Origin of the sequence: Sphingobacterium sp. UBA5639 (genome assembly GCF_002421245.1) — a bacterium.
Lineage (GTDB): Bacteria > Bacteroidota > Bacteroidia > Sphingobacteriales > Sphingobacteriaceae > Sphingobacterium > Sphingobacterium multivorum.
In genome coordinates, this window is record NZ_DIJR01000005.1 from 91,937 (window position 1) to 107,821 (window position 15,885).

Below are 15,885 nucleotides of genomic sequence, written 5' to 3' on the forward strand. Positions count from 1 at the left end.
TTATGCAAGAAATTATACCTCCAGTTGATAGAGAATTATTGAAGACCGAATTGAATAAAGAAGTCTTCTTACGATATACCAACAATGGAAATAACGAGATATACCTAATCAACTATCATAATTCGCCAAATGTCATGCGTGAAATTGGGCGTTTGCGGGAGTTGACTTTTCGTGGCGCAGGGGGAGGTACAGGACTTTCAATTGATATCGATGAAAATGATACATGCGAAGATTGTTACGATCAGTTGATCGCATGGAATCCCGAAGATGAAGAGGTGGTTGCCGGTTATAGGGTAATCAAATGTGCCGAGGCTGGTGAAGTAAACGGCATACCCAATTTATCAACAGCACATTATTTTCAGTTTTCCGAATTATTTACGAATGAATATCTACCTTACACCATAGAGTTGGGACGGTCGTTTGTACAGCCTAAGTACCAACCAGCCATCGACAATAGAAAAGGAATTTTTTCATTGGACAATCTTTGGGACGGTTTAGGGGCTTTGGTGATGCTTAACCCTGAAATTAAATACCTCTTTGGTAAAGTGACCATGTATCCACATTATAATAAAGATGCACGGGATATGTTGCTTTATTTTATGGACTATTATTTTCCTGACCATGATAAATTGGTTCTTCCTCTTCCGGAATTGGAAATCAAAAATGATTACGATCGCTTTGTCGGCGTATTTGATGGGCTGGATTATAAAGAAGGATATAAGGTATTAAATAGCCATGTGAGAGCATTGGGAGAGAATATTCCACCGTTGATCAATACCTATATGAACCTATCGCCTACGATGAAATCATTTGGCACTGCACGTAATGATGAGTTTGGTACGGTAGAAGAAAAAGGTATTTTGATTGTAATTGATGATGTGTATCCCGTGAAGAAGGAACGCCATATGAATACGTTTGATCGGGATCGTGAATACGGTCATAGAAAACCCAAGCGTGGATAATAAAATAAAAGGGATTCAATTTTTGAATCCCTTTTATTTTGTTCGTGCAGCTCGACCTTGATTAGGCCGGTTTTATACAGGTATACAGTGCAAAGGCTAAAATGGCGCCCAAGATCGGTCCTAGGATTGGAATCCAGGCATAAGACCAGTCGGAGCTACCTTTTCCTTTGATTGGCCAAAGCGCATGAAATAAGCGCGGGCCAAAATCCCGGGCAGGATTGATGGCATATCCCGTAGTTCCTCCTAGGGAGAGACCGATGGCCCACACGAGGAATGCAACGGGTATCGCACCAAGGGAGCCCATGCCAATGGGAGCTGTTTTTCCGTCAATGGTGACATCTTGACCTGTTATGAAGAAAATTACAAAAATCAACACAAAGGTTCCGATAATTTCACTTGCCAGATTTGTTGATGTATTTCGGATGTTGGGTATAGTAGCGAAAACACCAAGTTTGGTCGTTGGGTCTGCTGTTGCATCGAAATGGTCTTTGTGCATGATGTAGGTCAACATCGCGCCACAGAAACCACCGGCAATTTGTGCGAGAATATAGCCAGGTACTTCCATCCAAGGGAGGCCATGATTAAGGGCTACGGCAATGGTTACCGCAGGATTGAGATGGGCTCCGGTATATGGGCCGGCAAAAACAACACCTACATAGACTGCAAGTGCCCATGCGGTCGTGATTACAATCCACCCTCCATTTTCTCCTTTTGTGCCTTTTAAGATAACGTTGGCCACAACCCCATTGCCTAAAAGAAGGAGAAGGGTGGTGCCGATAAATTCTGCTAAATAATGGTTCATGCTTGTTGGTTAGTTTTCGGTCCAGTATTGTAATGCTTTGACTCCCTTGGTCCAGAGCTTAATAATCTTTTTTGTTTGCTCTTCTTGCTCTGCTTCAGGTTCAAATATACGATCCTGTGCCCAAAACTTAGAAATCTCATCCTCATTTTTCCAGAATCCCACGGCCAGTCCGGCGAGGTATGCTGCCCCCAAAGCTGTAGTTTCTGTAATTTTGGGGCGTACAACTTTGCTGTTTAGTACATTGGCCTGAATCTGCATAAGTAGATTATTCGCTGTTGCGCCGCCGTCTACACGCAATTCTTTGATCGGTATGCCGCTATCAGCTTCCATGGCTTGCAGCACATCACGAGTCTGCAGGGAAATTGCCTCTAGCGAGGCGCGTGCAATATGACCATTGGTTGTTGCACGCGTAAGGCCAAATAGTGTACCTTGTGCACGAGCGTTCCAGTATGGAGCCCCCAGTCCGGCGAATGTAGGGATAAATGTGACACCGCCATTATCTTTTTCTGTCAGCGCTAATTGCTCTATGTCTGCCGATTTGTAGATGATGTTGAGATTGTCGCGTAGCCATTGGACCAGTGCACCGCCGATAAATATGCTCCCCTCTAAGGCATATTCTGTTTTTCCGTTGATTTTCCAGGCGACAGTCGTTAAAAGGTTGTTCTTTGAACGGATTGGTTTATCCCCGATGTTCATTAACATAAAACATCCAGTGCCGTACGTGTTTTTGACCATTCCCTTTTCAATACATTGCTGTCCGAACAGTGCCGCCTGCTGGTCGCCAGCAATTCCAGCTATCTTGACTTTGTGTGCAAAAATGGTTGTCCGTGATTCCCCATATATTTCACTGCTTTCTTTTACTTCGGGCAGCATGGCGGCTGGGATGTCAAATAATTCGAGTAGCTCCTTATCCCATTCCATGCTATGAATATTAAAGAGTAAGGTGCGGGAAGCGTTTGTTACATCCGTAATGTGAGCATCGCCCCGGGTGAGGTTCCAGACGAGCCAAGTGTCAATAGTTCCACAGATTAATTCCCCGTTTTGTGCTTTTTCCCGGGCACCTTCCACGTTATCCAGAATCCATTTTATTTTGGTTGCAGAAAAGTAAGGATCTAATATTAGGCCTGTTTTTTCCTGGATCATCTCATGTTTTCCAGAGCTACGCAACTCGTCGCAATAATCTGCTGTGCGTTTATCTTGCCATACAATGGCATTGTAGATGGGTTTTCCTGTTTCTTTTTCCCAAACGACCACAGTTTCCCGTTGATTGGTAATGCCAATGGCGGCAATATTTTTGCCGTTTAACCCTGCTTTTGTGGTTGCTTCTGCAGTGACACCTGCCTGTGTTGACCAGATTTCATGTGGATCGTGTTCAACCCATCCTGGTTGTGGGAATATTTGCGTAAATTCCTTCTGGGCAATGGAGACTATATTTCTGTCTTTATCAAAAATGATAGCTCTGGAGCTGGTGGTACCTTGATCCATTGCCAAGATGTATTGTTGTTCCATAATTGAGTAATTGAGTATTGCTGGTTATTTTGTATTACTTTAAGATATAATTTTTTGCAACATTTTGAAAATGCGTTATTTGATCATTTTGCCAATCTTCATCTTTTTCCAGTTCCTGGGCGAGTATTTTTGCGACATCAGGTGCAGCTTCAATTGCAGCTTTCGCATCAAGAAATAGCATCCGTACCCGACGGGATAGCACATCTTCCACAGTCCTGGCAAGTTCATTGCGTGCTGCCCAAACAACTTCGGCCTTTTTGAACTCAAGATGTGGGATTAACTTTTCGTTCCATTCGGGATTTTCCTGAGCCAATGCATTGATCATTTCTTGGTCGGCACCGTAAATATACATATGATTGCTTCTGTCGGACGTTGGAATGGCGCTATAGATCTTTTGTGTGGCAGACCGGCTTTCTTTTTGAGGTAAACAACCAATTTTTATCGCTTTGTCTAGGGTATCTTGGCCCATTCGACGGAATGTTGTCCACTTTCCGCCAGTTAAAGTCAGTAATTTGGAGTCGCTAACAATAACCTTGTGGCTTCGTGAGATCTCTTTGGTTTTGTTTGAGTTACCTGTAGGGGCTGCCAGTGGACGGAGGCCGGCGAATACGGCCAATGCATCCGCTCTTGTTGGTTGTTTTGTCAAGTAACGTCCCGCCGTTTTCAGAATAAAATCGATCTCCTGCTCCAAAGCTACCGGTTCAAGGCTATGCTCGTCTATCGGTGTATCCGTTGTTCCCACAATGACTCGATTATGCCAAGGTACTAGAAAAAGGACCCGTCCATCATCCGTTTTTGGAATCATAATGGCATCGTCGCCCGGGAGAAACGACTTGTCAAATACAAGGTGAACACCCTGGCTGGGGCGTACCATTTGTTTCGCTTCAGGTCTATCCATTTTTAAGATATCATCGACAAATATTCCTGTAGCATTGATAACAGCTTTGCCTTGTATGGTGAAAACTTCACCAGTTTCGGTATCATTGGCGATGACACCGTTTATTCGTCCATCGCTGTCTTTGGTGAGGTTATTGACCCTTACATAATTTAGGGCGACTCCGCCCATTTGTATACAGGTCTGCGCAACGTTGAGCGCAAGCCTGGAGTCGTCAAATTGTCCGTCTTGATATACCACGCCACCATATAGCCCTTTAGGTCGTACAGTGCTTATGCGATTGAGCGTTTCTTCTTTATTGATATGAATGGATTTTCCCAAGCTTAATTTACCTGCCAGAAGGTCATATATTTTCATTCCAATGGTGTAAAATGGGCCATCGAACCAGCTGTAGTTTGGAATGATAAACGATTGGTTTTTAACAAGGTGTGGAGCATTTTTTTGGAGTAAACCTCTTTCATGAAGCGCTTCTTTAACCAATGAGATGTCGCCTTGAGCCAAGTAGCGTACACCACCGTGAACAAGCTTTGTTGCTTTGCTTGAAGTGCCTTTTGCAAAATCAACCTGCTCCAATAAAATTGTTTTGAACCCTCGGCTTAAGGCATCTAATGCAACACCTAATCCGCTGGCACCGCCGCCTATGACGATAACATCCCACGCGCTCGTATCCCTTATTTTTTCTATCAGTTTTGACCTGTTGAATTCTTGGTGTTTCATTTTGTTTCGTTTTGGATTTTTGTAGTGAATCTTCTGTGCTTCTTTTACTACTTCCTTTACACTAAGTTATGCTATATTTGTTAAATTTTAAAGGAAATTAAATAATATTTATGTTAAGGTCAGGTGTTTGTTTTTGTTTTGTTTTGTTTTTATTTTAGCAAAAGGAAGTCTTTTTGGTTTTTACGGGTGATAGGGTATAGCATATCAACAGGTTGCCTTTTTTACTTCTCCCCAATGGCGGTATTTTGAATGACACCCCTATTCTGATCACCTAAGGTCATGTATATAGGGCTTAATCGCGTTTTTATGAATCCGCTGAAATACGGTCCGTTGTAGTCCTGGGTGTTTTTTTTCATGGTCAATAGCTATATCATGTTTAACGATTATGTGCTGCTTATGTTTTGGTTTGGGGAAATGATTTTGTAATTTTAGATTCGTATTTAATTTATTTATGATGAGAAATATAAGATTATTACTGTGTGGAGCTATTGTGTTTTTGGGGACGGTACTCGTACAGTCCAAAGCGTTCTCACAGCAGCTTGCTACAGCTCAGGATCTTTCGAAGCCTTACAATCCAGATGCCAATGCACAGAATGATATTGATCAGCTATTGGTTCAAGCAAAGAAAGAAAAGAAAAACATCGTCATTCAAGCCGGTGGGAATTGGTGTGTCTGGTGTTTAAGATTTAATGAATATATCCATAAAACGGCAAGTGTCGACAAGTTGTTAAAGAGTCATTTCCTCTATTATCACCTCAATTATTCAAAGGAAAATAAAAGTGAAGCTGTGTTTCAAAAGTATGCCCCTGAAGTCAATAAACTAGGTTATCCATTTTTTATTATTTTGGATAGAAATGGAAAAACATTGCATGTACAGGAGAGTGGTAGTCTGGAAAAAGGAAAGGGCTATGATGAAGAAAAAGTGCTTAATTTCTTTAAAACTTGGGTTGCAAAATAGCAATTATCGACTTTGGGATTTCTAGTCGCGCTAAAGGAAAATACCCAGCAATCCTTTCCTAAACGACGATACATTCTGAAAGATCAGTAGCTTTCCTTCGTACCTGCTTCGTATCTGCTTCGGATCATCAATAGATCTTGTACAGATGCTGTACAGATATTGTCCAGTCTCCAAACAGGAAAGGTCTGTACACTACTAGGTCAACAGTCGTAACGGAATTGGGCAGCTCCGAACGTGGTCCGAAGCAGGTACGAACACAATATGAATAAAAGCCAGCTGTCTTATACTGAAATAGGTTTACATCTACCGAACAGCTTACTATATAGATTTTACAATCTATTTTTTTCTACTGGATATGGTTGTCATTGTCTGTGATTTTGCCTTTAATTTACGCCCGATTGTAAATAATGGCGGATAGGCTGAAAATAAAAAGGTCTCGTTCCTAGAAACGAGACCTTTTTATTTTGGCTTAAAATAGCTCTTTTTTACGAGGATATTGTTTTGATCCCCCAATGACGAGCGTGCTTACTCTTGGTAGAATATAATATCTTATTGGTAGCCTAACAATTTCATTACTTGTTTGGAGTTTTGCTCCTCACCGAACACCTCGTAGTTGAATGTTTCATCTCTATTGCGGCGTACAAGCACATGTTTGGGTGAAGGAAGTAAGCAGTGGTGGATGCCTCCATATCCGCTTAAAACATCTTGATAGGCGCCTGTATGAAAGAAGCCCAGGTATTGAACCTTACGGGTCTTCGGCATAAATACCGAGTTCATATGCGCCTCCTGATTGTAATAATCCTGTCCATCGCATGTGATGCCACCCAAATTGACGCGTTCATATTCTGAATCCCAGTTATTGATCGGCAATAGAATGTATTTTTGATTCAATGCCCATACATCCGGCAAATTTGTAATGAATGAACCATCAATCATAAACCAACGTTCGCGGTCGTTTTGTTGCTTGCGCCCTAAAACTTTATAGAGGATACCTGATGCTTCAGCAACAGTGTATTTGCCAAATTCAGTAATAATGTCTGGTTCCATCACTTCATGGTGAGCACAGATTTGTTTGATACGGTTGACGATCTCATTGACCATATATTCGTAATCAAAGTCGTGTACCAATGAATCCTTAAATGGCATGCCACCACCGATATCTAGGGTATCTAAATCCGGGTTTACTTTCTTGAATTTACAATATAAAGTAACGTATTTCTCTAATTCGTTCCAGTAATACGGGGTGTCCGAGATACCTGAATTAATGAAAAAATGGAGCAACTTTACTTTAAAGTTTGGATTGTCGGCGATCTTGTTGTTATAGAATTCAACGACGTCTTCCTGGCGAATCCCTAGGCGAGATGTATAGAATTGAGAATCTGGTTGCTCTTCGGAAGCAACGCGGATACCTAAAGCACAAGGCTCATCCAATTCGATTTCATCATCATAAAGGTTAAACTCCTCTTTGTTATCCAGCACCGGTATAATGTTTTTATATCCATCGTGGATCATATCAACAATATATTGTTTGTACTGGTAGGTTTTGAACCCATTACAGATCACTGTAATGTCTTTTGTTACTGTGCCCTGTCTTTCCAATGAATCGATCATCGGCATATCAAATGCAGATGAAGTTTCCAGGTGGATATCATTTTTCAAAGCTTCCTCTACGATGTGCTTGAAATGGGATGACTTGGTACAATAACAATATTTGTAAGATCCGCGATAGTTGTGTTTCAGAATTGCGGTCTGAAAGAGGATTTTCGCTTGCTGAATTTTTTTGCTGACGATAGGCAAATAGGTAAAACGTAACGGCGTACCGTACGTTTCTATCATTTCCATTAAATTCAAATCGTGGAAATACAATTCGTCGTCGATGATTTCGAATCCGTCTTGCGGAAAACCAACACTTAAGTCAAGAAATTCCTGATAGCTCTGCATTTTTTATTATTTTTGCAAAGATATACTTTAATGGTGAATACCTAAATAAGGAATGTTATTTATTTCCAATTCACTATCAGGAAGTTGTAAAAATTACAAAATCATTAAATGGCAAATTCTATTCAAAAGCGACTTGTTGAAGTCACTGTACAGGCAGTAAAAGAGCTTTACAATGCAGATATTTTAGAAACTCAAATTGCTTTACAAGCTACCCGAAAGGAGTTTGAGGGACAAATTACAATCGTAACTTTTCCCGTAACGCGCTTTTCGAAATCTTCTCCGGAACAAACCGGAAAGGAAATTGGTGCTTATTTGCAACAGCATATCGCTGAAATATCAGATTTCAATGTGATAAAAGGCTTTTTGAATATTGTTCTTTCCGATGCTTACTGGATCACGTTGTTGAATCAGACCATAACGGCGAAGGACTTTGCTGTATTTCCTGCGAACGGGAAAAAATTGATGGTGGAATACTCTTCTCCAAATACCAATAAACCACTGCACTTGGGACATATCCGTAATAACTTATTAGGATATGCTGTTGCGGAAATCCTAAAAGCGTATGGTTATGATGTGATCAAAGCAAATTTGGTGAACGATCGTGGTATCCATATCTGTAAGTCCATGTTGGCCTGGCAGAAATTTGGTAACGGTGAAACACCCGAGTCTACTGGACTTAAAGGCGACCACCTTGTTGGAAAATATTACGTTGTCTTTGACAAAGAATATAAAAAGGAAATCGAGGCATTGAAAGCTGAGGGGCAAACCGAAGAGGAAGCAAAGAAAAATGCACCTTTGATGAAGGAGGCACAAGCGATGTTGCAACAATGGGAAGCCGGTAATGAAGAGGTGATCTCCCTTTGGAAAACCATGAACAGTTGGGTGTACGCGGGGTTTGAAAAGACCTACAAACAATTAGGCGTCGATTTTGATAAATACTATTATGAATCCAATACATACTTGTTGGGTAAAGATATTATCCAGGAAGGTTTAGATAAAGGGGTTTTCTTTAAAAAAGAGGATAACTCCGTATGGATTGATCTAACAGACGAAGGATTGGATCAGAAGCTTGTGCTTCGTGGCGACGGTACTTCGGTCTATATTACACAAGATTTGGGGACAGCACAATTGAAATATGATGAATTCAAAATGAATGATTCTATTTATGTTGTCGGTAACGAACAGGATTACCATTTCAAGGTATTGTTTTTAATCTTAAAAAAACTAGGTAAAGCCTGGGCTGACGGATTGTTCCATTTATCGTATGGGATGGTCGACCTTCCTTCAGGTAAAATGAAATCGCGGGAGGGAACAGTTGTTGATGCGGATGATTTAATGGCTGAAATGCTTAAAACTGCACAGGTACGTACTGAGGAGCTTGGCAAGACTGGCGGATTGGACGAGGAATCAAAAGCTGCTCTTTACGATACGATCGGAATGGGAGCATTGAAATATTTTCTATTGAAAGTGGATCCTAAAAAACGTCTTTTGTTTGATCCAAATGAGTCTGTCGATTTTCAAGGTCATACAGGGCCGTTTATTCAATACACGCATGCGCGTATCAAATCTGTTTTAAGTAAAGCTGAATTCGATTTTGACAGTGCTGTGTCTGTACCGGCGACGATTTCCTCTTACGAGCGAGATCTAATTCAGCAATTAGGTGCGTTTCCGGAGGCTATTGAGGCTTCTGCGCAAGAGTTCAGCCCGGCGCAATTGGCAAACTATATCTATGAAGTAGCCAAGTTCTACAATAAATTCTATCATGAAGAAACGATATTGAAAGCGGAAGATCCTGATGTAAAGAACTTTAGATTGCATCTTTCGGCTTCTGCGGCAAAGGTTATCGCCAAAGGGATGAACTTATTGGGTATTCATGTACCTGAAAGAATGTAATGCTATGAAAAAAATTCGCGTAGGACTTATTGGTTTTGGAATTTCAGGTCAGGTTTTTCACGCTCCCGTGATGCGTTCGATAGCTGAACTGGATCTTGTTAAAGTGACCGCCCGGAAAGCAGATCAGCAAAGTTTGCTAAAGGAACGCTATCCACAGGCAGCAATTGCTTTGTCGGCAGATGATATTTTTAATGATGCAACTATTGATTTAGTCGTGGTTGCGACTTCCAATGACATGCATTATCCTTTTGCAAAACGTGCTTTGGAAGCAGGGAAACACGTTATTGTCGAGAAACCATTTACGAACAATGTAGAGCAGGCCGATGAGCTTATCGCGCTGGCTAAGGAGAAAAATCTGATTTTGGCGCCTTATCACAATTTAAGATTCAACTCCGATTATCGAACGTTAAAGAAAGTGATTCAAAGTGGACGATTGGGAAGAATTGTAAATTTGGAAGCTAGGTTTGATCGTTTCCGCAATTACTTGAGACCAAATGCATGGCGTGAAGAGCATTTACCGGGTTCGGGGATATTCTACGACTTGGGCTCGCATCTTATCGATCAAACTTTACAATTGTTTGGAAGACCAGATGCTGTTTTTGCAGATTTAGCTATTCAACGGGATCATGCGAAAACCATTGACAATTTCGACTGCTTATTGTACTATGATGACTTACGGGTATCGCTGAAAGGGTCTATGCTTACAAAAGAACCTACACCTCGATATCGTGTCTTTGGCATGAACGGAAATTTTGTAAAATATGGTGTCGATCCACAGGAAGCTTTACTGCGCGATGGTAAATTTCCCGATGAAGATCCAACCTGGGGACAAGAAGATCCAAGTCTATACGGCAAGCTCAATATTGTTGAACAGGGGAATGATATTGAAGAAATGATTCCTTCTGAAATAGGTTCTTATCCTGATTTTTATCAGAACGTTGCGGATAGCATATTGGGAAAAACTACCTTGATCGCATCGGCGGAACAGGCGCGGGATGTCATTAAAATTATTGAATTGGGGTATCAGAGTCAATTGGAACGAAGAGTTGTTTCTGTTGAAAATACATTGATTGCTTATTAGAGTGTTGCTGTGAGTATACTATACGATGCGATCATTATTGGGGGGGGAGCCTGCGGATTGATGTGTGCAGCCCAAGCAGGGCTAATTGGGAAGAAGACCTTGGTCCTTGAAAGAAACGATAAGGTCGGTGCGAAGATCCTGATTTCCGGAGGTGGGCGCTGTAATTATACAAATATTGGTAGCAGTCCCGCTAATTTCATTTCTGAAAATCCAGATTTTTTGCACGGTATATTCAAACAATGGACCGTGGACGATACCATTACATTTTTTGAACAATATGGTATCGTGGGACATGAAAAAACACTGGGACAGTTGTTTCCAGAGACCAATAAAGCAAAAGATATCGTTGCTGTATTTTCTAAAATTTTATACGAGACAGGGCAGGATATAGCCTTGAATACCTTGGTCAAATCTGTAGAAAAAAACGATAATGGCTTTGTGGTAAAAGTAGAAAATGCAAAAGGTGAGTCCCGATACCATGCCCATAAAGTGGTTGTTTCTTCCGGTGGGCTTCCGGTGCAAAAGCTTGGGGCCTCAGACTTTGGAGTACGCTTAGCTAAACAATTTGGTTTGAATGTAGTCGGTACAGCGCCTGCATTAGTCCCTTTGACGATAACTGGAAAAGATGCGGATTGGTATAGTTCTCTGGCTGGAAATTCGGTGTTCTCGAAAGTGTCTGTTGCCGGAATGTCTTTTGAAGAGAATATTCTCTTTACACACTGGGGATTAAGCGGACCTGCAATTCTTCAAATATCAAGTTATTGGCGGCCTGGACAGGAGATTACGATTGATCTCTTGCCTAATTTTAATTTGGATAATCTGATTAAACAGGAGCGACAATACGGCGGAAAGCGACTTGTTTCACAATTGCTAAACGATTATTTCAGCAGGAAATTGGTCGACGCCCTTGGGAAATTTTTGGCCTTGGATACCAAAATCGCCTCACTGAGTAAAGCTGATGCGAAGTTGATTGTCGATACGATCCATCGTTTCAAGGTAAAACCTGCGGGAGATAAGGGGTATGATAAAGCTGAGGTCATGCGTGGAGGAGTTTCAACGGAAGAGCTTCACTCCAAAAGCTTAATGTCTAAAAAAGTTGAAGGCCTTTATTTCGGCGGGGAGACTGTTGATATTACAGGATGGCTTGGCGGCTATAATTTCCAATGGGCTTGGGCTAGTGGTTACGCCATCGCCCAAGATATTTAGGTGTGTGAGCTATTATTCATGTTGTGAATTTGATATCTTATCGACAGATTTCTCAGCATAGAGTTCTGTGGCAGCTGTCAAGCGCTGTTTTATTCTCGTTTGTAAATTTCTTGGCGAGAGTACTTTAATGGATTCGCCAAAACCTAAAATTTCTCTTTCCAGTTCAAAGTTAAGTACAACATCGATGCGAATTAAGATTGAGCCATCCTCCTTTTTGTCTAAAATCTGCTGTGAAGGATGTAAGGGTTTTGTTGCTACATAAGGTGCATTTTTTGCATTGACTTGCAATATCACCCGCTGGCCGCGGTCTTTTTGTGTCTTCGTTACGCCTATGGTATCCGAAAAGTAACGTTCGAAATCGACCCCTGTATATTCCTTGTATGAATTTTTGCCCATTTCCTCGATGGTATTGATTCGATCAAGCGCCAGCGTCATTAATCCTTCATTCTTTTTATGCTGACCAATTAGAAACCATCGATTCCGATATTCTTTTAAGAGATAAGGGGAGAAGACCAGATCCTGCTGTTGTGTTGCTTTGAACGATTGGTAGCTGATCAGGAGTGGTGTTTTTTCACGAATGGCTTGATGCAGCGGGCTGATAAAAGAAAGGCCTTTTAGCAGGTTGTTACTTTCCATTTGTATAATGGAAGGTGAATTGTCCTTTTTGGTATGGATGCTATCTTCAAGCCGTGCAACAATATCGCTCATTTCATCAAAACTGGAGAAACCGCTCACATGCTTAAGTACCTCTACTGCTTCCTTCATTTTTTGCATGTCACCGACGGAAATCGGTGAATTGCTAATGCTATAGTTGGGATCTTCATAGGTGTAGAATTTTCGGTGCAACACAACAATAGGCGCATTGTAGCCAAGTTTATTGCTACGCATGAGTTGAATATCACCTTGTATGGTACGTTTACTTATCCCATTTTTGATTCCTTCAAATTCATAAAGTGCATCGGAAACCTTTTCCATGAGATCTTCCAAGGTCCATTTACGATGTCGCAAGCGAAGGCAATGGTCAATCGTTTTATAACGTATGAGGGCTAGTTTATTGAGTGCCATGTTTTTTTTGTTAGATTGAAAATACAAAAATTCTCTTTATCTACGCAAGGTAATTGCGTAGATTTTTGTGCCTGTGGTGCTAAATGAATGGTCTTTTCGAAATTGAAAAGAAATTCGGGTTTATCCGAGTAAAATAGCTACTTTTGCGCAGAAGCAAACTGGTTCTATCGCTGCTCTTTTTTAAGAGGAGAGGAAAGTCCGGGCAACATAGAGCAACACGCTTCCTAACGGGAAGGCTGTTATGAAAATAGCAGACAGAAAGTGCCACAGAAAATATACCGCTTTTCGGAGTAAGGGTGAAAACGTAAGGTAAGAGCTTACGGTCTTGTATGGTGACATATATTACGGTAAACCTCGTGTGTTGAAAGACCAAATAGGTTGCGAAATTCGAAGGCTGCTCGTCTTCTTTCAATGTATTGGAATTCGTAATGGGTAGGTTGATTGAGTTTGTCAGCGATGGCAAATCTAGATAAATGATAGAAATTCCACTTCGGTGGTCTACAGAACCCGGCTTACAAGGTTTGCTTCTTTTTGCTAATTGCCAAAAAAAACTTATATTGATTCCCGTAATTGAAAAAATAGCATAACTATCGATTTATGAGTACAATTTTAATAATTGATGATGAGCGCGCCATCAGAAGTTCGTTGCGTGATATCTTGGAATATGAAGATTATACGATTTTAGATGTCGACAATGGCCGGGATGGATTAGATATTTTAAAAAAGGAAAAAATAGATCTTGTTCTCTGCGATATCAAGATGAATACGATGGATGGGATGGAAGTTTTGGCGGAAGCACACCAAAGCAGCCCGGATATCCCTTTTATTATGATCTCAGGACATGGTACGATTGAAACAGCTGTTGAAGCGGCGAAAAAAGGAGCATTTGACTTTTTAGAAAAACCGCTGGACCTGAACAGATTATTGATCACCGTTCGGAATGCACTGGATAAAAGTTCCCTAGTCACCGAAACCAAAGTACTGAAACGAAAAGTTAGCAGTTCGAAAACTAAAGATATATTGGGTGAGTCTGGGGCAATCAAACGTATTAAAGAGACAATTGATCGCGTAGCACCGACAGAAGCGCGTGTATTGATAACTGGAGCAAATGGTTCGGGAAAGGAGCTTGTGGCACGTTGGCTGCATGAGAAATCGAATCGTGCGCAGGGACCGCTTATTGAAGTGAACTGTGCTGCGATACCTTCCGAATTAATCGAATCAGAATTATTTGGCCATGAAAAAGGATCCTTCACTTCAGCTATTAAACAGCGTATCGGAAAATTTGAACAAGCGAGTGGCGGAACATTGTTCTTGGATGAGATCGGAGACATGAGTCTATCCGCTCAAGCTAAAGTGTTAAGGGCGTTACAGGAACATAAAATCACCAGAGTGGGTGGCGATAAAGAAATTGACGTCAATGTCAGGGTAGTAGCCGCGACCAATAAAGATCTCTTGAAGGAAATTGAGGATGGCAATTTTAGAATGGACTTGTATCACCGCCTGTCGGTAATCTTGATTCATGTACCTGCTTTGATCGACCGTGTGGATGATATTCCCCTGCTTTCAACAAATTTTTGTGAAGAAATCTGTATGGAATATGGGATACCTGTGAAGGAAATTACGACTGCGGCCATGCGGGAATTGAGCCATCTTCCCTGGACAGGTAATATTCGGGAATTGCGCAATATGATTGAACGTTTAATTATTTTGAGTGATCGATCTATTACAGATAAAGATGTTGTCGCATTTGCTAATCCTTCTCGTGAACCGGTAAACGGTATAGCGCATGAAAAAGGCGCAACGAATTATGGTTTAGATATGGACTCCTTTGATTCGTTTCAAGATTATAAAGATCATGCGGAGAAAGAATTTATAAAATATAAATTGGAAAAAAATAATTGGAACGTCTCCAAGACGGCCGACGATTTAGATATTCAACGTAGCCATCTGTATAGTAAAATAGAGAAGTTTGGTCTAAAAAGAGATTAATCACTTCGTGAAAATTTAGTCTAGCAGCGGTGAACGAAAATTGCAGCTCGCTTGGGCAAACCGATAAAAAAAGAGATTCCTTAAGGAATCTCTTTTTTTATCGGTAGAGAGGAGACAGCTGAAGTCCTCGGGCTAAGTGTCGGCACACACTCAACCAAGTTATAATTCTTGTGTTTTTAAAATGGCCTTTACATTGGCAACAGATATTTCTGTATAATTATTTATATAATCATCACTTGCAGGCAATTCTTCTTTTTTATGGGTTGAAAGTACGGCAACAACTTTCATTTCGGCATTTTTCGCTGCGGTAATACCAGAAAAAGAATCTTCAAAAACAATACAGCGGTCAACAGGAATTTGCAGGTTTTCTGCAGATTTTAGGTAAACCTCAGGATGTGGCTTATGTAGTTTCACATCTTCGCTGCTCAGTGTGGACGAGAAGAGCTGGCGTATATTCAATTCGTCCAGAATTAAATCCATATTCTCTCGTGGAGCTGATGTCGCCACAGCAAGCTTAAAACCGTTATTCTTTAATTCTGTCAGAAATTCAATCAGGCCCTTAATAGGGGCAACGTGCTCTTTATAAATGACTCTAAAAAGCTGTTCTTTTTCAAATTCAAGGGTCCGCAGTTCCTCAGGGGATATCGGACGTTGAAAGAAATGTTGCATAATGTAACTATTATGCTTACCATACATATGCTGCTCAAATTCCTCTTCTGTCGCCTGTTGTACATTGTGGTTTTTAAAAAAAGCTCTAAAAGCTTCCGCATGGAAAGGGTTGGTGTGGCTGATAACACCGTCCATGTCAAATATCGCTGCGTATTCTGTCATTGAGCTAATATACAATAATTGCCTTATTTGATCGAT

General features: G+C 41.0%; 13 protein-coding genes and 1 other RNA gene. 7 read left to right on the forward strand and 7 right to left on the reverse strand.

Annotation, left to right across the window (positions count from 1 at the left end; translation table 11 throughout):
* The first annotated feature begins 2 nt into the window (after nucleotides 1–2).
* Nucleotides 3–962, forward strand: a complete 960-nt coding sequence (locus tag B4Z90_RS04325; protein ID WP_046671934.1) for a GNAT family N-acetyltransferase — start codon at nucleotides 3–5, stop codon at nucleotides 960–962.
* A 61-nt stretch (nucleotides 963–1,023) separates the two neighbouring features.
* On the opposite strand, the gene B4Z90_RS04330 is transcribed toward B4Z90_RS04325, so the two are convergent.
* The 4 genes from B4Z90_RS04330 to B4Z90_RS04345 all read right to left on the reverse strand — a co-directional run bounded on the left by B4Z90_RS04330 (nucleotide 1,024) and on the right by B4Z90_RS04345 (nucleotide 5,241).
* The gene (locus tag B4Z90_RS04330) at nucleotides 1,024–1,764 is read right to left on the reverse strand and encodes an MIP/aquaporin family protein (protein ID WP_115047842.1); all 741 of its coding nucleotides are present in this window, start codon (nucleotides 1,762–1,764) and stop codon (nucleotides 1,024–1,026) included.
* 9 nt (nucleotides 1,765–1,773) lie between these two features.
* Nucleotides 1,774–3,273: a glycerol kinase GlpK gene (glpK, locus tag B4Z90_RS04335; protein ID WP_070569218.1), complete on the reverse strand. Its 1,500-nt coding sequence runs from the start codon at nucleotides 3,271–3,273 to the stop codon at nucleotides 1,774–1,776.
* Nucleotides 3,274–3,307: 34 nt separating this feature from the next.
* Complete coding sequence (locus B4Z90_RS04340; RefSeq protein WP_115047844.1) at nucleotides 3,308–4,885, reverse strand: glycerol-3-phosphate dehydrogenase/oxidase; 1,578 nt, start codon at nucleotides 4,883–4,885, stop codon at nucleotides 3,308–3,310.
* A 221-nt stretch (nucleotides 4,886–5,106) separates the two neighbouring features.
* Nucleotides 5,107–5,241: a hypothetical protein gene (locus B4Z90_RS04345; protein WP_262511802.1), complete on the reverse strand. Its 135-nt coding sequence runs from the start codon at nucleotides 5,239–5,241 to the stop codon at nucleotides 5,107–5,109.
* 95 nt (nucleotides 5,242–5,336) lie between these two features.
* Here B4Z90_RS04345 and B4Z90_RS04350 point away from each other — a divergent pair, with 95 nt between their 5' ends.
* The gene (locus tag B4Z90_RS04350; RefSeq protein ID WP_286710301.1) at nucleotides 5,337–5,843 is read left to right on the forward strand and encodes a thioredoxin family protein; all 507 of its coding nucleotides are present in this window, start codon (nucleotides 5,337–5,339) and stop codon (nucleotides 5,841–5,843) included.
* A gap of 549 nt (nucleotides 5,844–6,392) precedes the next feature.
* Here the strand turns inward: B4Z90_RS04350 and B4Z90_RS04355 are convergent.
* The gene (locus B4Z90_RS04355; protein WP_046675638.1) at nucleotides 6,393–7,784 is read right to left on the reverse strand and encodes an arginine decarboxylase; all 1,392 of its coding nucleotides are present in this window, start codon (nucleotides 7,782–7,784) and stop codon (nucleotides 6,393–6,395) included.
* A 108-nt stretch (nucleotides 7,785–7,892) separates the two neighbouring features.
* Here B4Z90_RS04355 and argS point away from each other — a divergent pair, with 108 nt between their 5' ends.
* Genes argS through B4Z90_RS04370 form a run of 3 tightly spaced genes read left to right on the forward strand, consistent with a single transcriptional unit; the run spans nucleotide 7,893 to nucleotide 11,964 of the window.
* The gene (gene argS / locus B4Z90_RS04360) at nucleotides 7,893–9,677 is read left to right on the forward strand and encodes an arginine--tRNA ligase (protein WP_070569227.1); all 1,785 of its coding nucleotides are present in this window, start codon (nucleotides 7,893–7,895) and stop codon (nucleotides 9,675–9,677) included.
* 4 nt (nucleotides 9,678–9,681) lie between these two features.
* Nucleotides 9,682–10,758, forward strand: a complete 1,077-nt coding sequence (locus B4Z90_RS04365; protein ID WP_115049488.1) for an oxidoreductase — start codon at nucleotides 9,682–9,684, stop codon at nucleotides 10,756–10,758.
* 15 nt (nucleotides 10,759–10,773) lie between these two features.
* A complete protein-coding gene (locus B4Z90_RS04370) occupies nucleotides 10,774–11,964 on the forward strand; it encodes an NAD(P)/FAD-dependent oxidoreductase (RefSeq protein ID WP_070569927.1) in 1,191 nt (396 codons plus the stop codon).
* A gap of 12 nt (nucleotides 11,965–11,976) precedes the next feature.
* On the opposite strand, the gene B4Z90_RS04375 is transcribed toward B4Z90_RS04370, so the two are convergent.
* Nucleotides 11,977–13,029: a helix-turn-helix transcriptional regulator gene (locus B4Z90_RS04375; protein WP_070569230.1), complete on the reverse strand. Its 1,053-nt coding sequence runs from the start codon at nucleotides 13,027–13,029 to the stop codon at nucleotides 11,977–11,979.
* A 151-nt stretch (nucleotides 13,030–13,180) separates the two neighbouring features.
* On the opposite strand from B4Z90_RS04375, the gene rnpB reads away from it, so the two are divergent.
* Nucleotides 13,181–13,560: RNase P RNA component class A (gene rnpB, locus B4Z90_RS04380), an RNA gene on the forward strand.
* A gap of 66 nt (nucleotides 13,561–13,626) precedes the next feature.
* Nucleotides 13,627–15,018: a sigma-54-dependent transcriptional regulator gene (locus B4Z90_RS04385; protein ID WP_070569233.1), complete on the forward strand. Its 1,392-nt coding sequence runs from the start codon at nucleotides 13,627–13,629 to the stop codon at nucleotides 15,016–15,018.
* Between the two features lie 159 nt (nucleotides 15,019–15,177).
* Here the strand turns inward: B4Z90_RS04385 and B4Z90_RS04390 are convergent, their stop codons facing one another.
* Entirely contained in the window at nucleotides 15,178–15,849 is a 672-nt protein-coding gene (locus B4Z90_RS04390; RefSeq protein WP_070569236.1) for an HAD family hydrolase, read from the reverse strand.
* Between the last annotated feature and the right edge of the window lie 36 nt (nucleotides 15,850–15,885).